The 24,844-nt window shown below is 72.6% G+C and carries 23 protein-coding genes and 1 pseudogene; 10 read left to right on the forward strand and 14 right to left on the reverse strand.

Annotation, left to right across the window (positions count from 1 at the left end):
- Positions 1-2: 2 nt before the first annotated feature.
- Together Sspor_RS24290 and Sspor_RS24295 are read right to left on the reverse strand one after the other, a co-directional pair.
- A complete protein-coding gene (locus Sspor_RS24290) occupies positions 3-845 on the reverse strand; it encodes a hypothetical protein (RefSeq protein ID WP_202201007.1) in 843 nt (280 codons plus the stop codon).
- Between the two features lie 9 nt (positions 846-854).
- Positions 855-1,352: pseudogene (locus tag Sspor_RS24295) on the reverse strand (SigE family RNA polymerase sigma factor).
- Between the two features lie 188 nt (positions 1,353-1,540).
- Between Sspor_RS24295 and Sspor_RS24300 the strand changes: the two are divergent.
- Positions 1,541-2,158, forward strand: a complete 618-nt coding sequence (locus tag Sspor_RS24300) for an HAD family hydrolase (protein WP_237404000.1) — start codon at positions 1,541-1,543, stop codon at positions 2,156-2,158.
- 29 nt (positions 2,159-2,187) lie between these two features.
- Here the strand turns inward: Sspor_RS24300 and Sspor_RS24305 are convergent, their stop codons facing one another.
- A complete protein-coding gene (locus tag Sspor_RS24305; RefSeq protein ID WP_189735097.1) occupies positions 2,188-2,439 on the reverse strand; it encodes a hypothetical protein in 252 nt (83 codons plus the stop codon).
- A gap of 179 nt (positions 2,440-2,618) precedes the next feature.
- On the opposite strand from Sspor_RS24305, the gene Sspor_RS41140 reads away from it, so the two are divergent.
- Complete coding sequence (locus tag Sspor_RS41140) at positions 2,619-3,002, forward strand: cold-shock protein (RefSeq protein ID WP_030012939.1); 384 nt, start codon at positions 2,619-2,621, stop codon at positions 3,000-3,002.
- Between the two features lie 75 nt (positions 3,003-3,077).
- On the opposite strand, the gene Sspor_RS24315 is transcribed toward Sspor_RS41140, so the two are convergent.
- The 4 genes from Sspor_RS24315 to Sspor_RS24330 form a co-directional block, all read right to left on the reverse strand.
- Positions 3,078-3,941, reverse strand: coding sequence for a 1,4-dihydroxy-6-naphtoate synthase (locus Sspor_RS24315; protein WP_202201009.1), 864 nt, complete (start codon positions 3,939-3,941; stop codon positions 3,078-3,080).
- On the reverse strand, positions 3,922-4,653 hold the full coding sequence (locus tag Sspor_RS24320) for a futalosine hydrolase (RefSeq protein WP_202201010.1): 732 nt from the start codon (positions 4,651-4,653) through the stop codon (positions 3,922-3,924). Before Sspor_RS24320 ends, Sspor_RS24315 begins: the two co-directional genes overlap by 20 nt.
- Positions 4,654-4,666: 13 nt before the next feature.
- Entirely contained in the window at positions 4,667-5,158 is a 492-nt protein-coding gene (locus Sspor_RS24325; protein WP_202201011.1) for a DUF2771 domain-containing protein, read from the reverse strand.
- 104 nt (positions 5,159-5,262) lie between these two features.
- Positions 5,263-6,624 (reverse strand): MFS transporter, encoded by a 1,362-nt coding sequence (locus Sspor_RS24330; RefSeq protein WP_202201012.1) that lies wholly within the window; start codon positions 6,622-6,624, stop codon positions 5,263-5,265.
- A gap of 328 nt (positions 6,625-6,952) precedes the next feature.
- Here Sspor_RS24330 and Sspor_RS24335 point away from each other — a divergent pair, with 328 nt between their 5' ends.
- The 3 genes from Sspor_RS24335 (at position 6,953) to Sspor_RS24345 (ending at position 9,744) form a co-directional block, all read left to right on the forward strand.
- Positions 6,953-7,876, forward strand: a complete 924-nt coding sequence (locus Sspor_RS24335) for a DUF3027 domain-containing protein (RefSeq protein ID WP_189735105.1) — start codon at positions 6,953-6,955, stop codon at positions 7,874-7,876.
- Between the two features lie 73 nt (positions 7,877-7,949).
- Positions 7,950-8,153, forward strand: a complete 204-nt coding sequence (locus tag Sspor_RS24340; protein ID WP_505403309.1) for an NfeD C-terminal domain-containing protein — start codon at positions 7,950-7,952, stop codon at positions 8,151-8,153.
- Between the two features lie 127 nt (positions 8,154-8,280).
- Entirely contained in the window at positions 8,281-9,744 is a 1,464-nt protein-coding gene (locus Sspor_RS24345; protein ID WP_202201014.1) for a flotillin family protein, read from the forward strand.
- A gap of 136 nt (positions 9,745-9,880) precedes the next feature.
- On the opposite strand, the gene Sspor_RS24350 is transcribed toward Sspor_RS24345, so the two are convergent.
- On the reverse strand, positions 9,881-10,900 hold the full coding sequence (locus Sspor_RS24350) for a PQQ-dependent sugar dehydrogenase family protein (protein WP_202201015.1): 1,020 nt from the start codon (positions 10,898-10,900) through the stop codon (positions 9,881-9,883).
- Between the two features lie 76 nt (positions 10,901-10,976).
- On the opposite strand from Sspor_RS24350, the gene Sspor_RS24355 reads away from it, so the two are divergent.
- Entirely contained in the window at positions 10,977-11,669 is a 693-nt protein-coding gene (locus Sspor_RS24355) for a GDSL-type esterase/lipase family protein (RefSeq protein WP_202201016.1), read from the forward strand.
- Positions 11,670-11,728: 59 nt separating this feature from the next.
- Positions 11,729-12,718, forward strand: a complete 990-nt coding sequence (locus tag Sspor_RS24360; RefSeq protein ID WP_202201017.1) for an aldo/keto reductase — start codon at positions 11,729-11,731, stop codon at positions 12,716-12,718.
- A gap of 180 nt (positions 12,719-12,898) precedes the next feature.
- Here Sspor_RS24360 and thpR read toward each other — a convergent pair whose 3' ends face one another.
- The 3 genes from thpR to Sspor_RS24375 form a co-directional block, all read right to left on the reverse strand.
- Positions 12,899-13,453: an RNA 2',3'-cyclic phosphodiesterase gene (gene thpR / locus Sspor_RS24365; RefSeq protein WP_202201018.1), complete on the reverse strand. Its 555-nt coding sequence runs from the start codon at positions 13,451-13,453 to the stop codon at positions 12,899-12,901.
- Between the two features lie 113 nt (positions 13,454-13,566).
- Positions 13,567-14,925: an MFS transporter gene (locus Sspor_RS24370; protein ID WP_237404001.1), complete on the reverse strand. Its 1,359-nt coding sequence runs from the start codon at positions 14,923-14,925 to the stop codon at positions 13,567-13,569.
- A 26-nt stretch (positions 14,926-14,951) separates the two neighbouring features.
- On the reverse strand, positions 14,952-15,389 hold the full coding sequence (locus tag Sspor_RS24375) for a MarR family winged helix-turn-helix transcriptional regulator (RefSeq protein ID WP_030010566.1): 438 nt from the start codon (positions 15,387-15,389) through the stop codon (positions 14,952-14,954).
- A gap of 130 nt (positions 15,390-15,519) precedes the next feature.
- Here Sspor_RS24375 and Sspor_RS24380 point away from each other — a divergent pair, with 130 nt between their 5' ends.
- Positions 15,520-15,702, forward strand: a complete 183-nt coding sequence (locus Sspor_RS24380) for a hypothetical protein (protein WP_030010567.1) — start codon at positions 15,520-15,522, stop codon at positions 15,700-15,702.
- A gap of 19 nt (positions 15,703-15,721) precedes the next feature.
- On the opposite strand, the gene Sspor_RS24385 is transcribed toward Sspor_RS24380, so the two are convergent.
- The gene (locus Sspor_RS24385; RefSeq protein ID WP_202201020.1) at positions 15,722-17,185 is read right to left on the reverse strand and encodes an NCS2 family permease; all 1,464 of its coding nucleotides are present in this window, start codon (positions 17,183-17,185) and stop codon (positions 15,722-15,724) included.
- Positions 17,186-17,313: 128 nt separating this feature from the next.
- On the opposite strand from Sspor_RS24385, the gene Sspor_RS24390 reads away from it, so the two are divergent.
- Positions 17,314-17,616, forward strand: a complete 303-nt coding sequence (locus tag Sspor_RS24390; RefSeq protein WP_202201021.1) for a DUF2530 domain-containing protein — start codon at positions 17,314-17,316, stop codon at positions 17,614-17,616.
- A gap of 140 nt (positions 17,617-17,756) precedes the next feature.
- Positions 17,757-20,222, forward strand: coding sequence for a cation-translocating P-type ATPase (locus Sspor_RS24395; RefSeq protein WP_202201022.1), 2,466 nt, complete (start codon positions 17,757-17,759; stop codon positions 20,220-20,222).
- A gap of 5 nt (positions 20,223-20,227) precedes the next feature.
- Here the strand turns inward: Sspor_RS24395 and Sspor_RS24400 are convergent, their stop codons facing one another.
- Together Sspor_RS24400 and Sspor_RS24405 are read right to left on the reverse strand one after the other, a co-directional pair.
- A complete protein-coding gene (locus Sspor_RS24400) occupies positions 20,228-21,469 on the reverse strand; it encodes an acyltransferase family protein (RefSeq protein ID WP_202201023.1) in 1,242 nt (413 codons plus the stop codon).
- 174 nt (positions 21,470-21,643) lie between these two features.
- Positions 21,644-24,775, reverse strand: coding sequence for a sacsin N-terminal ATP-binding-like domain-containing protein (locus Sspor_RS24405; protein ID WP_202201024.1), 3,132 nt, complete (start codon positions 24,773-24,775; stop codon positions 21,644-21,646).
- Positions 24,776-24,844: the final 69 nt, after the last annotated feature.

Raw genomic sequence — 24,844 nt, forward strand, 5'->3', positions numbered from 1 at the left:
GGTCAGCCTGCCGGGACCGAGCGCTGCATCTCCTCCACCGGGTCGCGGTCGGCCGCCTTGACCAGGTCGAGGAAAGCGGAGGACGCGGCGAGGTCGAGGAGCTGTTGGGCGGTGACGGGCGCCGAGGTGTGCGACTCGTCGTGCGGGTTGACGCTCAGGGAGACGTCGCTGGCGCCGTAGCGGAACCAGACCCGGGACTCGGTGACGTCGCCGTTGTTGATCGGCGAGATCGACGCGGCGGCCTCGATGCCGCCGGGCAGGGTGGTCTTCGAGCAGACCGTGCCCTTGATCTCGCGGCAGGCCTGGGGCGCGGTGCCCGGTTCGAAGGGCCGCACCGAGAAGACGATGTGGAAGGTCTTGCCGTCCTTGGTGCCCTGGTAGTGCCGCACGCCCAGGTCGACCCGCTGAACGGTGCCGACCGACGGCGGCAGCAACTGCTGGAGCACACCGACGGCCTGGTTCTGGAAGTTCTCCTGCCGGGCCCGTTCGGCGGGCGGCAGGTCGGCCATCGACGATTCGCCCGGACTGGGTTCGAGGTGGACCGGCGGCGGCGGTGCGGAGCCCGTCGGCGGCGCGGCCACGTCGATCACCCCGGTGCTTCCGGTCGGCCCCCCGTCGTCGTCGCCGCCCGGCAGGACGAAGGCGCCGGCCAGGCCGAGCCCGGCCACGGCCAGGACCGCGCCGCCGATCGCCGCCCGGACGCGGGCCCTGTGGCGCAGGCCCTGGGCGCGGGCCGGGCCCACCAGGTCCGCCGTGACGGGCAGCTCCGCGGTGGCACGGGCCATCGCGTCCCGGACGAGCACGGCCGTGGCCCGGTCCTCGGTGTGGTCCTCGTTGGTACCCATGGCGTCTCCTCAGCTCTCGGTGGTGTAGACGTGGGCCTTGCCGAGCCGCGCGCAGCTTCGTCAGGGCGCGTGAGCACTGGCTCTTGACCGTGCCCTCGCTGCAGCGCAGCAGCTCGGCGACGGTCTCGACGCTCAGGTCCTCCCAGTAGCGCAGGACGACCATGGCCCGGGCCCGCGGCGGGAGTTCGTCCAGCGCGGCGAGCAGGGTGACCCGCAGGTCGGCGTGCTCGGGCGGGGCCGGCGGATCGGCGCGCCGGTGGGCCAGCAGGTCGCGCAGGCGCCGTCGCCGCTCGGCGAGGAAGGTGCGGGTCAGCACGGTTCTGGCGTACGCGTCGGGTATTCGGCGGTGGACACCCGCCGCCAGTGCTGGAACAGCTTCGCGAGCGTCGTCTGCGTCAGGTCGCGTGCGCCGTCGGCGCTCCCGCACAGCAGGTACGCGGTCCGGTACAGCTTGCGCTGACCGGCCCGGGCAAAGGCCTCGAAGTCGTGCTCGGTGCCTGGTGGCATCCGCCCTCCCCTTCACGTCGTGTCTCTCACCCCTGTCCTGAGCGCCGCCGCCGGGAAAAGGTTGAACACCGATGTGAAGGATTTCGAAGGAGCCGGGAACCCGCCGAGCACGAGGCGTTCTCCTGATGGTGGCCCGCGGTCGGCCCGCGGTCGGCCTCCCGTGCGGCCGCGTCGGCACAATGGACGGCATGAACCTCACCGTCGGCTTCGACCTCGACATGACCCTCATCGACTCGCGTCCGGGTATCAGGGCCGCCTACCAGGCCCTGTCGGCCGAGACGGGCACCTTCATCGACGCCGACGAGGCCGTCACCCGGCTGGGGCCGCCTCTGGAGGAGGAGCTCGCGCACTGGTTCCCGGAGGCCGAGATCCCGGCCATGGCCGACCGCTACCGGGAGATCTACCCCACCTACGCCATCGGGCCGACCCCGGCCATGCCGGGCGCCCGCGAGGCCGTCGAGGCCGTCCGGGCGCTGGGCGGCCGCGCGATCGTCGTCACCGCCAAGCACGAGCCCAACGCCCGGCTGCACCTGTCGCACCTCGGGATCGAGGCCGACGCGGTCATCGGCTGGCTGTGGGCGGAGGCCAAGGCCGGTGCGCTGCGCGAGCACGGGGCGCAGGTCTACGTCGGCGACCACGTCGGCGACGTACGCGGGGCCCGTACGGCAGGCGCGCTGTCCGTGGTGGTGCCGACCGGCCCGTGCCCGGAGGAGGAACTGCTGGAGGCGGGCGCGGACGTGGTGCTGCCCGACCTCACCGCGCTGCCGCAGTGGCTCGCGCAGTACGTCGCCGCGCAGCCGGCCTAGGGGCAGGGCCCGGGGAGGTGCCCGGGCGGCTACGCCTGTGAGGCCCGGGCCGCCCTGCGCTGCGCCGCCGCCGAGCGGAGCACGCCCGCCGCGGAGATGGCGAAGCCGACGCCCATGAGCATGCACACCGCCCACGCGTACGACGGGAACGGGTCGACGTCGAGGAAGAGCGGAGCCATGGTCGCCAGCGTGGCGACGGCCCCGGCGATGAACACGATGCCGCCGGCCTTGACGAGTCCGTCGCCGGGCCGCGCTTCGTCGGAATGAGGAGTAACAGTCACCTCACCAGGGTAGTTGCCTGGCCGAAGGCAGCCGACGGCGAAGGACCGGGGAACGTCTTGTCACCCGGCCCCTGACCATTAGCCTTGAGATGGCGGGTCACACATGGCCCGCTGCGCTGTTGTCCGGAGCCGTTCAGCGGCACTTCGGACCCCGACGAGCACAAGGACAGAGGACGGACGTGCCTACCGGCAAGGTCAAGTGGTTCAACAGTGAGAAGGGCTTCGGCTTTCTCTCCCGCGACGACGGCGGCGACGTCTTCGTCCACTCGTCGGTGCTCCCCGCCGGGGTGGACGCTCTCAAGCCCGGCCAGCGCGTCGAGTTCGGTGTCGTCGCGGGTCAGCGCGGTGACCAGGCACTTTCGGTGACGGTACTGGACCCGGCACCCTCCGTCGCGGCGGCGCAGCGGCGCAAGCCCGACGAGCTCGCCTCGATCGTGCAGGACCTCACGACCCTGCTGGAGAACATCACCCCGATGCTGGAGCGCGGCCGCTACCCCGACAAGGTGCACGGCACGAAGATCGCCGGACTGCTGCGCGCGGTGGCCGACCAGCTCGACGTCTGAGCCTCACCGGCACGCGCACGACCGCGCCCCGCCACTCGAAAGAGTGGCGGGGCGCGGTCGTGCGTACGGGGCGGCTCAGCCCCGCGGGAACTCCAGCGCGCCGGGCGCGATGGCCGGTACCAGTCCCTCGGCGGCCGCCCGGGTGAGCAGGCCGCGCACCGCCGCGTAGCCGGAGTCGCCGAGGTCGGCGGTGAACTCGTTGACGTAGAGACCGATGTGCTGGTCGGCGACGGCCGGGTCCAGCTCCTGGGCGTGCGCGCGGACGTACGGGCGGGAGGCCTCCGGGTCGTCCCAGGCCATCCGGACCGACGTACGGGCCGACTCGGCCAGCGCGCGCAGCCGTTCACCGCCCAGCGAGCGCCGGGCGATGATCGCGCCGAGCGGGATCGGCAGGCCGGTCGTGGACTCCCAGTGCTCACCCATGTCGGCCAGGCAGTGCAGCCCGTAGTCCTGATAGGTGAACCGGGCCTCGTGGATCACCAGACCGGCGTCCACCCGGCCGTCCCGGACCGCCGGCATGATCTCGTGGAACGGCAGGACGACGACCTTGCCGACGCCCTCCGGCAGCACGTCCGCCGCCCACAGCCGGAACAGCAGGTAGGCGGTGGAGCGTTCGCTCGGCACGGCGACCGTCTTCCCCGCCAGGTCCAGGCCCGGCTCGCGGGTCAGCACCAGCGGGCCGCAACCGCGCCCCAGCGCCCCGCCGCACGGCAGCAGCGCGTACTCCTCCAGCACCCACGGCAGCACCGCGTACGACACCTTCAGCACGTCCAGCTCGCCGCGCTCGGCCATGCCGTTGGTGATGTCGATGTCCGCGAAGGTGACGTCGAGGGCGGGCGCGCCCGGTACCCGGCCGTGCGCCCACGCGTCGAAGACGAACGTGTCGTTCGGGCAGGGCGAATAGGCGATCTTCAGCGGTTCACCGGTGATCGTGCTCATGGCGTTCTCCCCAGTTCGCGAGTACGGGCCCCAGCACGCGGAAGCCGTCGGCGAGCGCGGTGAGCGCGTCCCCGATCCGCCAGGCGGCACGGTCACGAGGGCCCACGGCGTTGGACACGGCGCGGATCTCCAGTACGGGCAGCCCGTGCGCGGCGGCCGCCTCCGCGACCCCGAAACCCTCCATGGCCTCGGCCCCGGCCATCGGGTGCCGGGCGGCGAGCCCGGCGGCCCGGGAGGCGGTCCCGGTCACGGTGGAAACGGTCAGCACGGGCGCGAGCAGCGCCCCGGTCGCCTCGGCGGCGCGGGCGGCGAGCTCGGCGGGCGGCAGGTGCACGCTGTGTCCGAAGCCCAGCTCCGTCACGTCGAGGAAGCCGCCGGGGGTCTCGGCCCCCAGGTCGGCGGCGACGATCGCGTCGGCGACCACGAGGGAGCCGAGCGGGGCGGCGGGCACGAACCCGCCGCCGATGCCGGCGGAGACGACGAGCGAGTAGTCGGCGAGGGCCAGGGCGGTGGCGGTCCCGGCGGCGGCCGCCGCCGGGCCGACGCCCCCGACGAGCACGTCGAAGGCGATGCCCGGAAGGTCCCGGCGGTGGATGAGGTAACCGCCGGGCAAGGTGCGTGGCTCAGGACCAGGAGTGTCCGGATGAGGGGTCAGCCCGGTGGTGACGGAGTCTGCCTCCGCCGCCACCGCGGTCACGACGAGCGCGCGCACCGCTGCCGCCCGGTTACTTGAGCTTGAGGTTGAAGGACCAGACGGCGAGCGGCTGGCCGTCCTCCGCGATCTGCAGGAACGCCAGCTTCTTCGAGGAGGGGGCCTCGCCCTGGCCACCGGTCGCGAAGACGTCGGCGCCCGGGAAGCTGCGGTAGGTGTTCGAGGAGGGCTCGGTGATCGGCTGGCCGTCCAGCACCGCCGACCAGCGCTTGCCGTCCTCGACGACCTCCGGCTCGACACCGAGACGCAGGGTGTCACCCCGGGCGTACTCGATGGTCTTGGGGTCCTTGAGGTTGGTGAGGCACTCCTGGACGCGTTCCATGGAGAGCGGCTCCTTGCCGCCGTGGCAGGACGCTTCGGCGGACACCGACGAGGTGCCGACCGTCACGGTCGCCAGCGGCGTCGGCTTCTCGCCACAGGCGGAAAGGAGGAGGAAGCCGGCGGACACGGCTCCGAGGGCCGCGACGCTGCGGCGGGCCCTACCCGAGAAAAGCGGTGCGGTCATGAGCCGAAGGCTATCGGGCCCCTGCGCTGCGCCGCTGCATGGGGTACCGGTGGCCTGCGGCGCGGCGTTGCTCCGGTTGCCCGAAGCCCCCGCCGGGCAAGGGGCTACGCCACGCGGGGGCGGGAGGTGCCCCGGTGGTGCGGGCGCGGGGCCGAGAGGACACCCCGGTAGGCCATCGTCGTGCCCATGGCCACGATCGCCGCGGCCACCGACATCCCCAGTACGCCGTTCAGCGGCAGCACGATCCCGATCGCGCCGCCCAGCACCCAGGCCACCTGGAGCAGCGTCTCCGAACGGGCGAAGGCCGAGGTCCGCACCGCCTCCGGCACGTCCCGCTGGATCATCGCGTCCAGCGACAGCTTCGCCAGCGCCTGGCAGAAGCCCGCCGTCGCGCCCAGCACGGCCATGAACAGCCCGCTGAAGAACACCGCCGCCAGAACCGCCACCGCCAGGGTCAGGCTCAGTACCGACGCGATGATGACCTCCGGCGCCCGCGCCCGCAGCCACGCGCCCGCCGCCGTCCCGCAGGCGTTGCCCACGCCCGCCGACACGCCGACGATGCCCAGCGACACCGCCGCGCTCTGCCCCGCCAGGGGATGCTCGCGCAACAGGAACGCCAGGAAGAAGATCAGGAACCCGGACAGCGCACGCATCGAGGCGTTCGCCAGCAGCCCGCACAGCACCGCCCGGCTGACCGTCCGCAGGCCCGGCCGCTTCGAATGCGCCTCGTGCGTGGACAGCCGCGCCCGGCGCTCGCCCTTGGCCTCGTCCACCTTGTGCGGCAGCGTGAACGCCGCGACCGTGCCCCACACGAAGATCACGCAGGCCCCGTACAGCGGCCACGGAGGCCCGATCAGGTGCAGGGCGGCACCCACCGGCGCCGCCGCGCCCGTGGCCAGCAGACCGGCCAGCGTGACCCGGGAGTTCGCCTTCACGAGTGAGAATTTCGGCGGCAGCAGCCGGGGCACCACCGCGCTGCGGACCACCCCGTACGCCTTGGACGCCACCAGCACGCCCAGCGCCGCCGGATACAGCTGAATGCCCCCCGTCGCCACCGCGCCCGACATCAGCAGCGCCAGCAGCGCGCGGGCCAGCATCGAGGCCGCCATGGCCGCCCGCCGGCCGTGCGGCAGCCGGTCCAGGAGCGGACCGATCACCGGGGCCAGCACGGTGAAGGGGGCCATCGTGATCGCCAGGTACAGGGCCACCCGGCCGCGCGCCTCGTCCGTGGGAACGGAGAAGAACACCGTCGAGGCCAGCGCCACCGTGATCATCACGTCACCGGCGCCGTTGATGGCGTGCAGCTCGATCAGCTTGCCGAGGCCCGATTCCCCGGCCCCGTGCGCGTGCGTGGCCCGCCGGATCCCGCGCGCCGGAAGGTGCAGCGCACGCCCGACAGCCCGGCCGGCCCGCCTGGCCGGTCCCGAGCCGTCGTCGGACGACCGTACGGGTGCCACACTCGACATAGTGCCCCACCCGGCCCCGTCCGGGCGCCTCTCGGCGCGTCGCGCACCCGGTGGCTTGTCCGCGAATCGGACCTTGCATGTGTGCCCGGGGCGTAAGACGAGGTAGCGTGCGTAGCGCGCCACCGGCGGTTGCTCCTGGCCGCGCGCCTCTTCGTGATCCCGCAGAATGGGTTGCAGTGAGGTGCGCCCGGAGTCCGATCGGGTGCGGACGTCGACGCGGCCCTCTGGTCCGCTCCGCCCGTGCCACGTACGGACAGCACCGACGGGTCGTTGTGGACGACAGTACGGACGGCGCACACGTGAGACGGCGTAGGAGAGAACGAGACCAGTGAGTGCTGCGACGACGCGAAGCCGTACCCCGCGTACCCCCGACCGCCTGTGCGTCGAGGCGGTAGAACTCGCCCGCGCGGCGGCCGAGGAGGCCGCCTTCCCCGGAGTGGTGGGCGCGCACGTCTCCGCCGTGGCGGAGGGCGACCGCGTCGTCACCCACTTCTTCGAGTCCAAGGAGCCCGGCTACCGCGGCTGGCGCTGGGCCGTCACCGTGACCCGCGCCTCCCGCGCGAAGAACGTCACCCTCGACGAAACGGTGCTGCTTCCGGGCGACGACGCCCTGCTGGCCCCCGAGTGGGTGCCGTGGAGCGAGCGGCTGCGCCCCGGCGACATGGGCCCCGGCGACCTGCTGCCCACCGACGCCGAGGACCTGCGCCTGGAGCCGGGCTGGTCGGGCGAGGACACCCCGCCGCCGAACTCCGTGGTCTCCACCGAGATGGCCGAACTGGTCGAGGCCGAGGACGCCGACGTCACCGACCGCGCGGTGGTCCCCGTACGCGGCTCCATCACCTCGGTCGCCGAGGAACTCGGCATGCGCCGGGCACGCGTGCTGTCGCGGTACGGGCTGCACACCGCCGCCGACCGCTGGGACGAGTCCTTCGGCGCCAAGACCCCGATGGCGCAGGCCGCGCCCGCGTCCTGCGTCTCCTGCGGCTTCCTCGTCGCCATCGGCGGCTCGCTCGGCCAGGCCTTCGGCGTCTGCGCCAACGAGTTCAGCCCCGCCGACGGCCGCCTGGTCTCGCTGTCCTACGGCTGCGGCGGCCACTCCGAGGCCGCGGTCATGCCGGCGCCGCTGCGGCCCGCGCCGCCGGTGCTCGACTCGATGGCCTCGGACGAGTTCACCCTGCGACCCGCCCCCGACACCGGCTCCGTCCCGGTCTCGGAGTCGGACCTGCCGGCCGCGGACCTCGGCCACTCGTAGGGCGCTCGTAGGGCGCTCGCGCCCGGCGTACCCTCGACCCATGGGGGACAGGGGCGCGGACACGGACACGGACATGGTGGGCATGACCGGCCGGGTGACCGGGACGGTCGGGCCGGGGCTGGTGGGCGAGGTCATCGTCCGGATCCGGGGCGGGGCGGAACACTTCCTCGCGCACCCGGTCGCCGGGACGGGCCGGCTCGCCGTCGGGACGGTGGTGACGGTCGTCGAGCACCTGCCGCCGCGCACGGTGTACGTGATGGCCGCCTACGACAACTGACGCCCCGTCCCACCTGTACGTATCAAGATGGCGACAAGACGCGGCCCGCATCTTCCAGCCGGGCCGCGGCAGGCGCAGACTCGGCCTCGTCGGTGCCGAACGGCACCGCGCTAAGGGGGCGTTGCCGATGGCTATCGGCGTCGTGGCGGGAATCGTTCTCGCCGCAATCGTGGCTCTGATCGGCCTGTTCAAGCTCATGTGGCGGGTGGCCGAACCGAACGAGGCACTCGTCATCTCCGGCTCCACGCACAAGACCGAGGGCCTCGGGCAGGGCATGGGGTTCCGGATCGTCACCGGTCGGGGGACGCTCGTACTTCCGGGCGTGCAGGCCGTGCGCAAGCTGTCCCTGGACCTCAACGAGACCCAGCTGTCCGTGGACTGCGTCACCCACCAGGGCATCCCGCTGCGGGTGAAGGGCGTCGTCATCTTCAAGGTCGGCGACGACCTGGTGTCGATCGCGAACGCGGCCCGCCGTTTCCTGGACCAGCAGAAGATGATGCCCGAGCGCGTGCATATCGTCTTCGCGGGCCATCTGCGCTCCATCGTGGGCGGTCTGACGGTCGAGGACATGATCCGGGACCGGGAGAAGCTGACGGGACAGACCCGGATGGCGTGCGGTACCGAGATGGAGAAGCTCGGCCTGATCGTCGACTCGCTGCAGATCCACGAGATCGAGGACCCGACCGGCTACATCAAGAACCTGGCGATGCCGCACGCGGCGGCCGTGCAGCGGGACGCGCGGATCGCGCAGGCCGAGGCGAACCGGCTGGCCACGGAGGCCGAGCAGGCCGCCTTCGCCCGGATGGCCGAGGCGACGCGCGACAGCGAGATCCTGCAGGCCGGATACCAGGCGGAGCGCGACAAGGCGGCGGCGACGGCCCGTCAGGCGGGCCCGCTGTCGGAGGCGGCCGCCCGCCAGGAGGTCGTCGTCCAGGAGACCCGGGTGGCGGAGCTGGAGGCGCACCGGCGCGAGCAGCAGCTGCAGGCGGACGTACGCAAGCCCGCGGACGCGGCGGCGTACGAGACCCGCACGCGGGCGGAGGCCGAGCGCGACGCGCGGATCTCGGCGGCGCAGGCGAAGGCGCGGGAGACGGAGCTCGCGGCGGCCGCCGAGGCGACGCGGGTGACGACGGCGGCGACCGCCGACGCGCAGGCCGTGGAGGCGCGGGGCATCGCGTCCGCGAAGGCCACGCGGGCGACCGGTGAGGCCGAGGCCGCGGCCACCCAGGCGCGGGGCCTCGCGGAGGCGGAGTCGGCGAAGGCCAAGGGCCTGGCCGAGGCGGAAGCGATCAAGGCGCGGGCCGCCGCGCTGGCCGAGAACCAGGAGGCGGTGGTCGCGCAGCAGCTGGCCGAGAACTGGCCGGCGATCGTGGAGGCGGGCGCCGGGGCCTTCGGGAACGTGGAGCACATGGTCCTGCTGAACGGGGCCGAGGGCATGTCGGAGATGTTCGCGAAGGCGCTCACGATGGGCGGCACGGGCCTGGGCGTGGCCCGCCAGCTCCTGGCCTCGATGGGCCAGGCCCCCGCCCCGGGAACTCCGTCCCCGGCCGCCCCACCGGTGAACGGCCGCATCCCGATCCGCGAGGAGTAACCCGTCAATTCAGCCCCTCCGGCGTTTGAGGAGCGGGGTCCGGGGCGGAGCCCCGGGTGCGGCTCCGCTGCCGGGGGCGCTGCCCCCGGACCCCCGCGCCTCAAACGCCGGCGAGGCTGGGATGATGCGGCGCCGGTCAGGTGCGGCGGCGTCGCAGGAGGCGCTTGGTGCCGAAGACCAGGATCAGGCCGCCCACCAGGACGAGGGCGCCCTTGCCGAAGCTGCCCGTCGGCTGCGTCGCGGGGGACGCGCCCGCCGGGGAGCCCGGCTTCGGAGAGGCCGAGGACCCGGCCGAGGGGGCGGCGGTGACCGGGACGGCGATGACGCGGCTGCCCTCGCCCTCCGCGCCGAACATCAGCGTCGAGCCGTCCGGCGTGTACGTCACCGACTCCGCCTGCCCCTGCCACGGCGCGTCCACCCGCTCGCCCTCGCCGACCGGCAGGCCGTCCTTCCACGGGTAGGTGCGGGCCGTGAAGTAGCCCCGCAGCGTCAGCCGGGTGCCGTCGGGCGAGAACGCCCCGTCCGTCACCCACGGCACGGCGGCGACCCGCCGGAACACGTTCGTGCCGCCCGTCGTCAGCTCCGCGGGACCCTCGTACAGGCCGCCCTTGTTCTCGTCCTTGCTCGCGATGTAGACGCGGCCCGTCACCGGATGGACCATCAGGGCCTCCGCGTTGCGCGCACCGTCCGCGTACTTCACCGTGAACTGCGCGGCCTCGACCGTGACATCACCCAGTTGCCTCGGTTCCGGGAAGCGGTAGATCCACACGTGGTCCCAGGTGCCGTTGCGGTTGTCGCCGATGTCCCCGACGTAGAGCTGCCCGTCCGGGCCGAGCGAGATCGCCTCGACGTCGCGCGGCGTGCCGATCCCCTTCAGCGTCACGCGGGCCACCGTCCGGCCCGTCGCCGAGTCCACCGCGTAGATGTACGGGCCGTCGTCGCTGTCGTTGTGCGTCCAGTACACGCCCGGGTGGATCCGGCTGGCGGCCAGGCCGCTCGACTCCTTGATCCGCGGGTCGGAGATGGTGAAGGAGGACGTGGCGGGGGACCCCGCCGCGAGGGCCGGGACCGGCGGCACGGCGAGTGCGGCGGCGGCGACGGCGGTGGTGACGGCAACGGCGGCGGACGCGGCGGCGGACGGCTTGGACAGGCGCATTCCCCCAGCCTGCCAGTACGTGCCGCGTGTCCGGCGTCACAGGGGTTTCTGTCGCGCGATCCGCGATGATGACCGGATGCGTTTCATGTTCGTCGGCGACTCCATGACCATCGGACGCGCCGGCGACTACACCTGGCGCTACCGGATGTGGCAGCACCTCAGCTCGACCTTCGGCGGTCCCTACCGGATCGTCGGTCCGCGCTGCGAGCTGTACGACACCGCCGCCGACACGCCCACCAGCCACGCCTACGCCGACCCGGGCTTTCCGGAGCGCGCCCGCCGCCATCTGGCCGGCTGGGGCGAGGGCTGGCAGCACATGGCCCCCCTCATCGGTCCCGCGGTCGACTCGACCGGGGCCGACGTCCTGCTGGTCTCCCTCGGGCTGATCGACCTCGGCTTCTACACCGACGCCGAGCAGACCGCCGCCAACGCCCGCCGGTTCATCGCCGGGGCCCGCGCCGCCCGCCCCGCCGTCCGCATGATCCTGCTGCCGGTCATCCCGAACAGCCGGGCCGAGGAGGACGCCCCCTTCGCGGCCGAGGTGGCCCGTTTCAACGAGCTCCTCGCGAAGGCCGTGGCCGACCTGACCACCGACGCCTCGCCGATCCTGCTGGCCGCGCGCCCGGACGCGTACGACATCCACCGCGACACCTACGACGGCACCCACCCCAACGCCTCGGGCGAGCACCGGCTGGCCGGGGAGTTCGCGGCCGTCCTGCACCAGGCGTGGGGCATCGGCGGCCCCTACCGCCGCGCGGGGGAGCCGTAACACGCCCTTCACGGCGGGGTCTTGCTTCGAGCGCACTCGAAGCAGTTGGCTAGTGGCCCATGAAGTACACGCAGCTCGGACGCACCGGCCTCAAGGTCAGCCGACTCGTTCTCGGCACCATGAACTTCGGCCCCCAGACCGGGGAGCCCGAAAGTCACTCGATCATGGACTCCGCCCTCGACGCGGGCATCAACTACTTCGACACCGCCAATGTGTACGGGTGGGGCGAGAACAAGGGCCGCACCGAGGAGATCATCGGCACCTGGTTCGCCCAGGGCGGCGACCGCCGCGAGAAGACGGTCCTCGCCACCAAGGTCTACGCCTCGATGTCCCGCGAGGGCGAGACCTGGCCCAACTACGACCGCCTGTCGGCGCTGAACATCCGGCGCGCCGTCGACGCCAGCCTCAAGCGGCTCCAGACCGACTACATCGACGTCTACCAGTTCCACCACGTCGACCGGCTGACCCCCTTCGAGGAGATCTGGCAGGCCGTCGAGGTCCTGGTCCAGCAGGGCAAGATCCTCTACGCGGGCTCCTCCAACTTCCCCGGCTGGAAGATCGCCCAGGCCAACGAGACCGCCGCCCGCCAGGGACGGCTCGGACTGGTCAGTGAGCAGTGCCTCTACAACCTCGCGGAGCGGCGCGCCGAGATGGAGGTCATCCCGGCCGCCGAGGCGTACGGGCTCGGGGTCATCCCGTGGTCCCCGCTGCACGGGGGCCTGCTGGGCGGGGTCATCAAGAAGGAGGTCCAGGGCGGCCGCCGCGCCTCCGGCCGGTCGGCGGACGCGCTGGCCAACAGCACGGTACGGGCCCAGGTGCAGGCGTACGAGGACCTGCTGGACAAGCACGGCCTGGAGCCGGGCGAAGTCGGTCTGGCCTGGCTGCTGACGCGTCCCGGGGTCACTGGGCCGATCGTCGGGCCGCGTACGCAGGAGCAGCTCGACTCGGCGCTGCGCGCGGTGGAGCTGGAGCTCTCGGACGAGGTCCTGGCGGGCCTGGAAGAGATCTTCCCCGGTCCGGGGGCATCGCCGGAGGCCTTCGCCTGGTAGGCCGGGGCCCGGGGCGAGGGGCTACTGGCCGACGGCAGCCGCCACGGCCACGACGACGAACATCAGTACGAGCACACCGGCCATGACGCGGTTTCTGGTCTTGGGATCCACCCGTCGAGCCTAACGCGGCCCGCCGGCTCTCCCGCACGCCCCCCGGCCCGAACCGGGGGGCGTGCGGGTTCAGCCGCGCAGCGGCCAGGCTCCGACGGTCTCGTAGCGGGGCTGCTCGCCCGGCACCCCGCTGACGGGGAGGTTGCTGCGGACCAGGCTGAGGGTGGCGACCTGCCAGGACGTGCCCTCGAAGGGGGCGAGGGCGTCCAGGTAGGGCCGCAGCGGGGTGGTGGCGCCGCGGCTGCGGGCCAGGGTGAGGTGCGGGGTGTACCGGTGGTGCTGCTCCATCGGTACGCCGGCCCGCCGGGCGGCGGCGTCGGCCCGGTCGGCGAGCATCCGCAGGGCGGCGAGCTCGCCGGCGGCGCCGACCCACAGGGCGCGCTCCCCGAAGTGGCCGCTGCCGTGCAGCCGCAGTGCGAAGGGGGCCGTGCGGTGGGCGGCCCGCTCCAGGCGGGTGTGCAGTTCCGGGAGCACCTCCTCCCGTACCTCGCCCATGAAGGCGAGGGTGAAGTGCCAGCCGGCCCGTCCGGTCCAGGTCAGCCGGTCGTCGTGGACCGCCTGCACGGCGGCGGCGAGCTCGGCGACGGCCGCCTCCGGCGGGAGGACGGCTGCGAACAGTCTCATGCCGGTGAGCGTAGCCGTGCGCGGCGCCGCTGTCGGGGGCTCCGCGCCCGACAGCGGCGCCGCAACGGCCGGCGGGGCTGGATGGCGCGGAGCCCCGGCAGGTCGGCTCCGGCTCAGGCCACCGTCACCAGTTCGCGGCGGGGCGGGGCGGCCGGGACGAAGGCCACGCCGCGGCGGCTCAGCCGCATGCGGAGGTTGCCGACCCGGGCCAGGACCACCGCGATCGCGACGGAGGCGGCCAGGGAGATCACGGCGCCCGAGGCCATGCCGATCCGGGCTCCGTAGGTGTCGGTGATCCAGCCCAGCAGCGGGGCGCCCAGCGGGGTGCCGCCCGTGAACACCATCATGAACAGGGCCATGACGCGGCCCCGCATCTCGGGGTCGGTCGCCATCTGCACGCTGGAGTTGGCCGTGACGTTGACCGTCAGGCCGAAGATCCCGATGGGTACGAGCAGGGCGGCGAACAGCCAGAAGCCGGGGGCGAAGGCGGTCACCAGGAGCAGGACCGAGAACAGTACGGCCGCGGCGACCAGGACCCGCAGGCGGGACTGTCCGCGCCGGGCCGCGAGCAGGGCGCCGGCCAGGGAACCGGCCGCGATCAGGGTGTTGAAGAGTCCGTAGGTGCCCGCGTCGCCGTGGAAGACGTCGCTGACGTAGGCCGAGAGCCAGATCGGGAAATTGAACCCGAAGGTGCCGATGAAGCCGACGAGCACGATCGGCCAGATCAGCTCCGGGCGGCCGGCGACGTAGCGCAGGCCTTCGCGCAGCTGTCCCTTGGCGCGGGGCCTCGGCTCGACCGGGTGCAGTTCGTTCGTGCGCATCAGCAGCAGGCCGGCGATGGGCGCGGCGAAGGACAGTCCGTTCAGCAGGAAGGCCCAGCCGGAGCCGACGGCGGTGATCAGCACACCGGCGATCGCCGGGCCGACCAGCCGCGCGGACTGGAAGTTGGCCGAGTTCAGGCTGACGGCGTTGGCCACCTGGTCCTTGCCGACCATCTCGGGGACGAAGGTCTGCCGGGCCGGGTTGTCGACGACGGTGACCAGGCCGATGGCGAAGGCGGCGAGGTAGACGTGCCACACCTGGACGTGTCCGGCCAGGGTGAGGACGGCGAGGGCGATGCCGGTCAGGCCCATCGCGCTCTGGGTGGCGAGGAGCAGTGGCCGCTTGGGCAGCCGGTCGGCGAGTACGCCGCCGTAGAGGCCGAACATCAGCATCGGCAGGAACTGCAGGGCGATGGTGATGCCGACGGCGGAGGCGGAGCCGGTCAGTGAGAGGACCAGCCAGTCCTGGGCGATGCGCTGCATCCAGGTGCCCGTGTTGGAGACGACCTGGCCGGTGGCGAAGAGCCGGTAGTTGCGGATCTTCAGCGAGCCGAACATGGAGCCCTTGCTCGCGGGTGCCGCGAGGGTCGCGGCGGTAGCGGGGGTGGATGTGTGGCCGGGTGCGGAGTCTGCTCCGGTTCCCGTACTCAAAAGCGTTCGCCTCCTGGCGTCGTTCCTCAGAGGTGCGCGAGCTTCTCCAGGACGGGTGCGGCCGCGCGGAGCTTGGCCCATTCGTCCTCGGTCAGCTCGGCTGCGAGCCCGGCCAGGAAGGCGTTGCGCTTGCGGCGGCTCTCTTCGAGCATCGCTTCGGCTTCCTCCGTCTGGCGGACCACCTTTTGGCGGCGGTCGTCGGGGTGCGGTTCCAGCGTGACCAGTCCCTTGGCTTCCAGCAACGCGACGATGCGTGTCATCGACGGCGGCTGGACGTGCTCCCGCCGGGCGAGTTCGCCGGGTGTGGCCTGGCCGCAGCGGGCGAGGGTGCCGAGGACCGACATCTCGGTCGGGCTCAGCGACTCGTCGACGCGCTGGTGCTTCAGGCGTCGCCCCAGCCGCATGACGGCGGAGCGGAGGTCGTTCACGGCGGCTGCGTCGTCGCCATGGGAGAGGTCATGCATGTATTTAGAGTAACTCATTACTCTCGCTAAGGAACACCAGTTTTCCGGCTCACACCTGGGGTCACTCATACGGGTGAGTCGGCGGCTGAAAGTGACACGCGTGCGCACCCCGTGCCCCGACTCTTTCGGCATGGGGACACATGTGCTGAGCATGCGCATAGACGGGGAGCTCCTCGACAGGCTCCGGATCCATGCGGCCAAACGCGGAATGAGCGTCCAGGACTATGTGGTCCGGACGCTCATTCGCGATGACTTCGACGAGCGCTTCAAGGCGGCCGTCGACGAGACAGAGAAGTTCTACGGGCTGACGTGAGCCGGGTCGTCTCCTCGACCTAGTGCGCGAGGCCGAGGGCGGGCATCGCGTAGTAGAAGACGAACACCGCCGACACCACGTACATGGCCACCGGGACCCCGCGGCCCCGGCCGGTCGCCAGGCGCAGGACGCAGAAGCTGATGAAGCCGATGCCGATGCCGTTGGTGATCGAGTAGGTGAAGGGCATCATCACCATGGCCAGGAAGGCCGGGACGGCGATGGTGAAGTCGCTCCAGTCGATGTCCCTGACCGAGCCCGCCAGGATCAGGAAGCCCACCGCCACGAGCGCCGGGGTGGCCGCCTGGGACGGGACCATGGTGGCGAGCGGGGCGAGGAACAGCGCCACGGCGAAGAGGCCGCCCGTCACGACGTTCGCCATGCCCGTACGGGCGCCCTCGCCGACGCCGGCCGTGGACTCCACGAAGCAGGTGGTCGCGGAGGAGGAGGTGGCGCCGCCCGAGGCGACCGCCAGGCCGTCGACGAGCAGGACCCGGTTGATCCCGGGGAACTCGCCGGTCTTCTTGTCGATCAGCTTCGCCTCGTCACCGACGCCGAGGATCGTGCCCATGGCGTCGAAGAAGCAGGACAGCAGCACGGTGAAGACGAAGAGGATGCCGGTGAGCATCCCGACCTTGCCGAAGCCGCCGAACAGGCTGACCTGGCCGACGAGCCCGAAATCGGGCGCGGCCACCGGGTTGCCGGGCCATTCGGGAACGGTCAGGCCCCAGCCGGAGTCGGGCAGCTGGACGATCAGCTGGACCACGACGGCGACGACGGTCATGGCCACGATGGAGATCAGGATCGCGCCCGGCGTCTTGCGGATCAGCAGGGCGAGGGTGAGCAGCACGCCGACCACGAAGATCAGGACGGGCCAGCCGTGCAGGTGGCCGTCGCTGCCGAGCTGGAGCGGGACCGTGGTGTGCGCGGCGTCCGGGATGCGCGAGACGAAGCCCGCGTCGACCAGGCCGATCAGCATGATGAACAGGCCGATGCCGATGGCGATGCCCTTGCGCAGGCCCAGCGGGACGGCGCTCATGACCCGCTCGCGCAGGCCGGTGGCGACCAGCAGCATCACCACGATGCCGGCCAGGACCACCATGCCCATGGCGTCGGGCCAGCTCATGCGGGGGGCGAGCTGGAGCGCGACGACCGTGTTCACGCCGAGGCCGGCGGCGAGCGCGATCGGGACGTTGCCGATGACACCCATGAGGAGGGTGGTGAAGGCCGCCGTCAGGGCGGTGGCCGTCACGAGCTGGCCGTTGTCGAGCTGGTGCCCGTACATGTCCTTCGCGCTGCCCAGGATGATCGGGTTCAGCACGATGATGTAGGCCATGGCGAAGAAGGTCGCGAAGCCGCCGCGGACCTCACGGGCGAGGGTCGAGCCGCGCTCGGAGATCTTGAAGTAGCGGTCCAGCGGGCCGGAGGGTTCCTGGGGGGAAGGCTCCGGGGCGGTCGCTGCGGGGGCGGGGGCCGGAGTGCTCATACGGTCCTCATTGGGTGGTTCATACGAAGAAAATGGGCCGCGCCCAAACCGTTTCAGTATGAACACATGAACGAAAGTGCGTCCATCTCCGCGCGTAGATGTCGTTTCGCGCCGCCTAGACTTGCCGCATGGCGAAATGGACTGCGAAGCACGAGGCGCCCGAGCCCCTGGAGGGCCCGGTCGTCGCCACCGTCACCGGTGGCACGATCCTGTGGTTCGCCCTCTTCCTGGTCCAGCTGCCCTTCTACGGGTGGTTCGCCGACCAGGGCCGCCTCTGGTGGGTCTGGACCTGCGCGGCCGGCGGCTTCCTCGGCCTGATCGGCATCTGGTACGTCCGCGGCCGCGACGCGGCGCTTGCGCGCCACGCGGCGGAACAGGTGGAACAGGCGGCCCAGGCTCCGCCGGAGCCGGAGCCCGGCCCGCAGGACTAGCGGCGGCGCGGGTGCGGGTCCGGCGGCTTCGGGGTGGGGCGACCCGCGGCGCTACCAGGGGACGATTCGGGTCATCCTGAGGTCGGATCTTCCTCCTGCTCGGCGGGTGAACAGTTCGCACCCCGTTTAACGTCGAAGGCATGACGCAGCGGGCTGGAACCGAATCCGACGGGCCGGAGCCGGGCGGCGGGACGGCCGCCCCCGCCATCGACGCGGGAGCCGAGCTGGACCCCGTACACCCGGTTCGCCCGCCCGCGCCCCTCTTCAAGCCGGGCGGCCTGAGCACGGCCGAGGTCGCCGAGCGCGTCGCACGGGGCGAGGTCAACGACGTTCCCGTCCGCAGCAGCCGCTCCACCACCGACATCGTCCGCGCCAACGTCTTCACCCGGTTCAACGCGATCATCGGCGTCCTCTGGGTGATCATGCTCTTCGTCGCGCCGATCCAGGACAGCCTCTTCGGCTTCGTGATCGTCGCGAACACCGGCATCGGCATCATCCAGGAACTGCGCGCCAAGAAGACCCTCGACAGCCTCGCCGTCATCGGCGAGGCCAAACCCAGCGTGCGCCGCGACGGCCGGACCGCCGAGATCTCCACCTCCGAGATCGTCCTCGGTGACGTCATCGAGCTCGGCCCCGGCGACAAGGTCGTCGTCGACGGATCCGTCGGCGAGGCCGACGGCCTGGAGATCGACGAATCCCTGCTCACCGGCGAGGCCGACCCCGTCCTGAAGAAGCCCGGCGACCGGGTCATGTCCGGTTCCTTCGTGGTCGCCGGCGGCGGCGCCTTCACCGCCACCAAGGTCGGCCGCGAGGCCTACGCCGCCCAGTTGGCCGAAGAGGCCTCCCGTTTCACGCTCGTCCACTCCGAGCTGCGCTCCGGCATCTCCACCATCCTCAAATACGTCACCTGGATGATGATCCCGACCTCGATCGGCCTGATCATCAGCCAGCTCCTCGTCAAGGACAACAACCTCAAGGACTCCATCGCCCGGACCGTCGGCGGCATCGTCCCGATGATCCCCGAAGGACTCGTCCTGCTCACCTCCGTGGCCTTCGCGATCGGCGTCATCCGGCTCGGCCGCAAGCAGTGCCTGGTACAGGAGCTGCCCGCCATCGAGGGCCTCGCCCGCGTCGACGTAGTCTGCCTCGACAAGACCGGAACCCTCACCGAGGGCGGCATGGACGTCACCGAGCTCCGCCCCCTCGGCGGCGCCGAGCCGGCGTACGTCAAGAAGGTGCTCGGCGCCCTCGGCGAGTCCGACCCGCGCCCCAACGCCAGCCTCCAGGCGATCATCGACGCCTATCCGGACATGGCGGAGTGGCGCTGCACCGAGTCCCTGCCCTTCTCCTCCACCCGCAAGTACAGCGGCGCCAGCTTCAGCGAGGGCGACGGCGAGAACAACACCTGGCTGCTCGGCGCCCCCGACGTACTGCTGCCCGCCGGGGACCCCGCCCTGGACGAGATCAACGACCTCAACGAGCAGGGACTACGCGTCCTGCTGCTGGCCCGTTCCGCCCGCGAACTCGACGACGCGGCCGTCGCCACCGGGGTCCGGCCGACCGCCCTGGTCGTCCTGGAACAGCGGCTGCGCCCCGACGCCGCCGACACCCTGCGCTACTTCGAGGACCAGGACGTCAAGGCGAAGGTCATCTCCGGCGACAACGCGGTCTCGGTCGGCGCGGTCGCCGGCAAGCTGGGGCTGCCGGGTGCGGAGAACACCGTGGACGCCCGCGGGCTCCCCACCGACCAGGGCGACATGGCGCAGGTCCTCGACGACAACTCCGTCTTCGGACGGGTGAGCCCGCAGCAGAAACGCGACATGGTCGGAGCCCTCCAGTCCAAGGGCCACACGGTCGCCATGACGGGCGACGGCGTCAACGACGTCCTGGCCCTCAAGGACGCGGACATCGGCGTCAGCATGGGCTCGGGCTCGGAGGCGACGAAGGCGGTGGCCCAGATCGTCCTGCTCAACAACAGCTTCTCGACGCTGCCCTCGGTGGTCGCCGAGGGCCGCCGGGTCATCGGCAACATCACCCGCGTGGCGACCCTCTTCCTCACGAAGACGGTCTACTCGGTGCTGCTGGCCATCCTGGTGGTCTGCTCGCAGGTCGAGTACCCCTTCCTGCCCCGCCACCTGACGCTGCTGTCCACGCTCACCATCGGCATCCCGGCCTTCTTCCTGGCCCTGGCCCCGAACAAGGAGCGCGCGAAACCGCACTTCGTGAAGCGGGTCATGCGCTACGCGATCCCCGGCGGCGTCATCGCGGCCGTGGCCACCTTCGTCTCGTACCTGATCGCCCGCCACCACTACACCGGCCAGGGTGCGCTCGAAGCCGAGTCCAGCGCGGCCACGCTGACCCTGTTCCTGACGTCCATGTGGGTCCTGGCGATCATCGCCCGCCCGTACACGTGGTGGCGGATGGCCCTGGTCGGCGCGATGGGCGGGGCGTTCCTGATCGTCCTCGTCGTGCCGTGGCTGCAGGACTTCTTCCAGCTCAAGCTGGTGGGCGCGGTGGTGCCGTGGATCGCGGTGGCCGTCGCCGTGGGCGCCGCCGTCCTGATCGAGTTCACCTTCAGGTGGGTCGACCGGAGGTTCCCGGCCTGACCGGGTCAGGCAACCGGTACGGGCCGCTGTCCCTCGGCCGGGGCGCCGCTGCGGGGAGCGGGGATGCCGGACGCCGGGCGGCGCGGGGCGCCGAGGTCCTTCAGGCGCATCGCCTGCCGTTCGACCAGGTGCCAGGAGAGGACCGCCGCGACCAGCGCGCCGCCCAGGGAGAGCCCCAGGTAGGCGGGGAAGCCCCAGCGCGCGCCGCCGAGGACGGCCAGTGACTGCTGGACGAGGAAGCCGTAGATGTAGATGCCGTACGAGTAGTCGTGCTTGGCGCCGATCCGCTGGAACGGCTTGGGCAGCCGGATGGCCAGCCACAGCAGCAGGTAGCAGAAGGCCGGCACGCCCAGGGCGAAGAAGTACCCGTAGTGCAGGGTCAGCAGGAACACCACGGCGCTGAGGCCCGCCAGCGGGTCGCTGACCGGGACGCGCTCCTTGTAGACCTCCAGCACCGCACCGAGGGCGAAGGCGAACCCGAGGTAGATGATGGTGTTCAGGCTCTGCGGGCCCATCAGCGGGACGATCACGTTCCCGCCGTGCGCCGCCGCCCCGGCCCCGCTGATCAGCCGGTTGCCGATCGCATCGCCGAAGACCAGGCCGCCCAGGATCACCGCCACCGCCAGGATGGTCCGCCGGGAGCGGACGAGCGAGCCGCCGAGCGCCAGCAGGGCGACGCCGAAGTAGCAGAGGATCTCGTACGCCAGCGACCACAGGGCCCCGTTCATCCCCACGTTGTGGGTGAGCCCCTTGGCGGAGGCGGTCTCCAGCACGTCGGATATGCCCCACTGGCCGATACCGACGGCCCAGTTCGCCTCGACGTAGGAGAAGGGCCCCTGCGGGTGGTCCCAGAACCCTGCCGTGCTGCCGTGCTGACGCCAGTACAGGAAGGGCGCCACGGCGAAGGCCGTGACGGCCATGCAGACCCAGAAGCCGGGCAGCAGGCGCAGCGCGCGATGCCACAGGAAACGGCCGACGGGCAGCCGGTTGCCGCTGCGCGTCACGAGGATGCCGGAGAGGAAGAAGAAGCCGAAGACGGCCATCTTCCCGAGGTCGATCTGACCCTGCGAGAAGCTGTGACCGAACTCATGGCGCCCGAAGCCGAGGACGCTCGCGTGCGAGACCACGACCGCCGACGCGAGGAGCAGCCGCAGGAGGCCCAGGCTGTTGTTCCGTCCGGAGAACAGCTCGGACACCGGCCCGCGGGACCAGCGGAAGGCTGCCGAACGGGCTCTCCTGTCGGACATGACGCTCCCCCTGAACGATTCCCTGAGGGCGCGTTCTCTACGTGGTCGTGGCTCCGCCGGTCGGACGAAAGCAACGATCAGTCTGAGTCGGCAGGTGCCGCCTGTCAAAGGGAACCCACAGCTTCCGGGCGGCCGCGCGGCCTCCTCCCGCCCCGCGGCCCTGCCCCGCGCAGGTCAGTCGAACCAGCGGTCCCGGGCCAGTTCCGCCGTGCGCGACGGGTCCTCCAGCAGCGCCGCCACCTCGAAGCGGCGCGGCCACTGGCCCGCCGACCAGGCAAGCCCGGCCGCCACGCCCTCCAGCGTGGCCGCGTGGAGGGTGCCGTCGGGGGTGCGGCGCCAGTCGAGCTCCGTGCCGCCGGCGACCAGCTCCTCGTGCTCGACGTACGTCGCGGGAGTGGCCGGACCCAGCAGGACGAGCACCGACTCCGGAACCTCGTGCGTCTCGCCGGGCGTGGTCACCTCCGCCGGAACCGTCTCCGAGAGGCGCCGGACCTGGAGCAGCTCCGCGAGATCCGCCGCGCGCGACGGGGGCACCGGCAGCAGCGGCAGCCCCGCCGTCAGCGGGAGCAGGTCCGGGGCGTCCGCGATCACCGCGTCGGCCGCGTCCACCACGAGCACCTCGCCGTCCACCACCGCGCGCAGCTCGTCCGGGAGCGTGACCTGCTCGGGGTCCAGATCGGCCAGCGCGCCGTACAGGCCGTGCAGCTGATGACCGGTGACCTCGCGGTCCGGGTCGGCGAGCCGGGCCAGCAGTTCGGCGGCGCCGCCGGGCTCGTCCAGCAGGGCCGCCACCGTCGTCCGTACGCCGAGCGCCCGCAGGACCTGCTCGTCCTCGAAGCCCGTGGCGTCCGCCGAGGTGTAGAGGCCGTCCAGCAGCGGGTCGCCGCCCGCCGCGCGCAGGCCCGCCGGGCGGCGGCCGTCGAACACCGGGTGGTCGCGCAGCCACCAGGCGGTGTACGGGCGCACCGACTGCGTGGTGCCGTCCGGCAGCAGGATCCGCACGGGCTGGGTCAGCGCGTCGCGCAGCGGCGGCTGCGCGAGCATGGCGAGCGCCTGCGGCCAGCAGTCGTCGTCGACCAGGTCGAGGTCCCGGACGGCGATCAGCTCGGTCGCCACCGGCGGTACCGGCAGCTCCGGCAGCTGGTCCAGGACGTCCTCGCACCACACGTCCACCGCGTCCAGCAGGCCCGCGTCGTCGGGCTCCGCGAAGTCGCCCTCGCGCGGTTCCAGCTCGTCCGGGTCGAGGACCACGTCGGTGGCGCGGACCAGCTGGAAGGTGGCCAGGACCCCGCACGCGGTGAGCGGGCCCGCGCCCCACCGCTCGGCGAGGTCCGCGTCCACGTACGGGACCTCGTCCTCGCGGATCACCGAGGCCAGCGGGCTGCCCGGCAGCAGGAGCTCGCCCGCCGGGACCAGTTCGCCGTCCTCGTCCGGGAGGGCCAGCGCCCCGAGCCAGGGCTCGTCGCCCGGCGCCAGATCGGCGTCCCGGACCAGCCCCAGGACCACCTCGGCCAGCTCGTCGGCGTCCAGGGTGTCGCCGTCCTCGTCCCAGATCTCCCCGGCGTCGAGGGAAGCGGCGACGGCCGCCCGCACCTGCGGGGTCGTCAGGACCGCCCGGGCCGTGGCCGGGAGCGCGCCCAGCTTCTCCAGCAGCGGGTGCGCCGCGTCCGGGTGAGCCACCTTCAGGCCCAGCCGGGCCAGACTCGCCGGCGTGTCCGCGCCGGGCAGCAGGATGTGCCGGGGCCCGATCGAGGTGCGGCCGTCGGCGAGCGGCACGGGCAGCCCGGACAGCCGGTCGGGGTCCACCCCGGCGAGGCTGTCGTAGAGCCGGTGCCACCACTCGGGGGTCCGCTCGATGCCCGCGATCCGCTCGATGGCGTCGCCCAGCGGGAGCCGGCCCACGCCCAGGGTGCGCAGTTCGGCCCGGCGCTCCAGGCCCGCCGGCAGCAGGGTCGGCAGGACCTCGGCGAGGACGCGTACGGTGTCGGCGCCCGCGCCCTCCACCACCTCGGCCTCGAAGGGGCGCAGGGCGCCCCGCTCCTCGGCGTGCTCGGGCGGCGCGGCCGGTGCGAGGAAGGCGGTACGGGGCAGGCGCTGGAGGACGGCGGCGCGCAGGGCCCCGTCGAGCTCGCCCTTGCCGAGCGGGCCGGGCACCAGGTCCACGAGGGCGGTGGTCACCGGGTCCCAGGCGCCGAGGAGTTCGGCGTACGCGTCGGCCGCGCGCTCCACGAGGAAGTCGAGCAGCGGCCCGGGCGCGGGGTGCCGGCGGGTGGTGTCGAGCGGCAGGGTCGCGATGAGCAGCGCCGGGATGCCCAGCGGCTCGTCGGTGGGCGTCGGCGCGTGCACCACGGGGGCCGTGACCGGGCGCACCGGGGCGCCTTCAGAGTCGACGGGCACCGCCCACGACACCGCCCAGGCGGGCCGCAGCCGCTCCTCGACGGGCCGGTCGGCGAGCAGCGCGCGCTCGATGGGGCCGTTGTGGCGGACGGTGCGCCAGCGGTGGGTGACCGTGCCGGAGGCGGTGGTGTCCTCGATGACCGTGTACGGGCCCTCGTCGCGCCGGTACAGGGTGCGCGTTCCCTCGGACGGGGTCTCCACGACGACCTCGCACAGCCCGGGCAGGGTGAGCAGCAGGGCGTCGTCGACGCCCGCCAGCAGCCGCTCCACCAGCCCCTCGGCGGCGGCGTCGCGCAGCGGGAGGACCACGACGGTGTCGTAGCCCTCGGGCGCGGTGCCCTCGGCCGGCAGCGGCAGGCGCAGCAGCGGAACGTGCCCGTCGCGGCGGCGCAGTTCGTCGCCGAGGCCGGGGCTGCCGACGGCCGCGCCCCGGGCCAGCTCGCGCGCCTCGGCCAGGGACCAGCGCACACCGCCGTGGCGGCCGAGCACCGCGGGTTCGTCGGAGACGGCCAGCACGGCCGCGAAGCCGACACCGAACCGGCCGACGCTGTCCCCGGAGGGCTCGCGCTTGGCGGAGGCGCGCAGGGTGCTCAGCGACTCCACGCCCGTCGCGTCCAGCGGGGCACCGGTGTTGGCGACGGCCAGCAGGGCGTGCCCGCCCTCGCCCTCGTGCAGGGTGAGCCGCAGCCGGCCCGGCACCTTGGCCCGGGCCGCGGCGTCGGCCGCGTTCTGCGCCAGCTCGACGACGAGCCGGTCCCGGTAGCCGCCCAGCGCGAGGTCCTCCTCGGCGTTGGCGTCCTCGCGGAACCGGGCCGGGCCCGCACCCCACGCGTCGAGCACCCCGCGCCGCAGCCGGGCCGTGCCGAAGGGGTCCACACCGCTCTGGGCCGCCGTCACTCGCACGCTCACGCCGCTGCCTCCAAGAATCGCCGCCGGAGCCCTGAAGGTACCGCGTACGGGAGAACCGCACGCCGGTGG

This window comes from Streptomyces spororaveus (genome assembly GCF_016755875.1).
In the GTDB taxonomy this organism is placed as follows: domain Bacteria; phylum Actinomycetota; class Actinomycetes; order Streptomycetales; family Streptomycetaceae; genus Streptomyces; species Streptomyces spororaveus.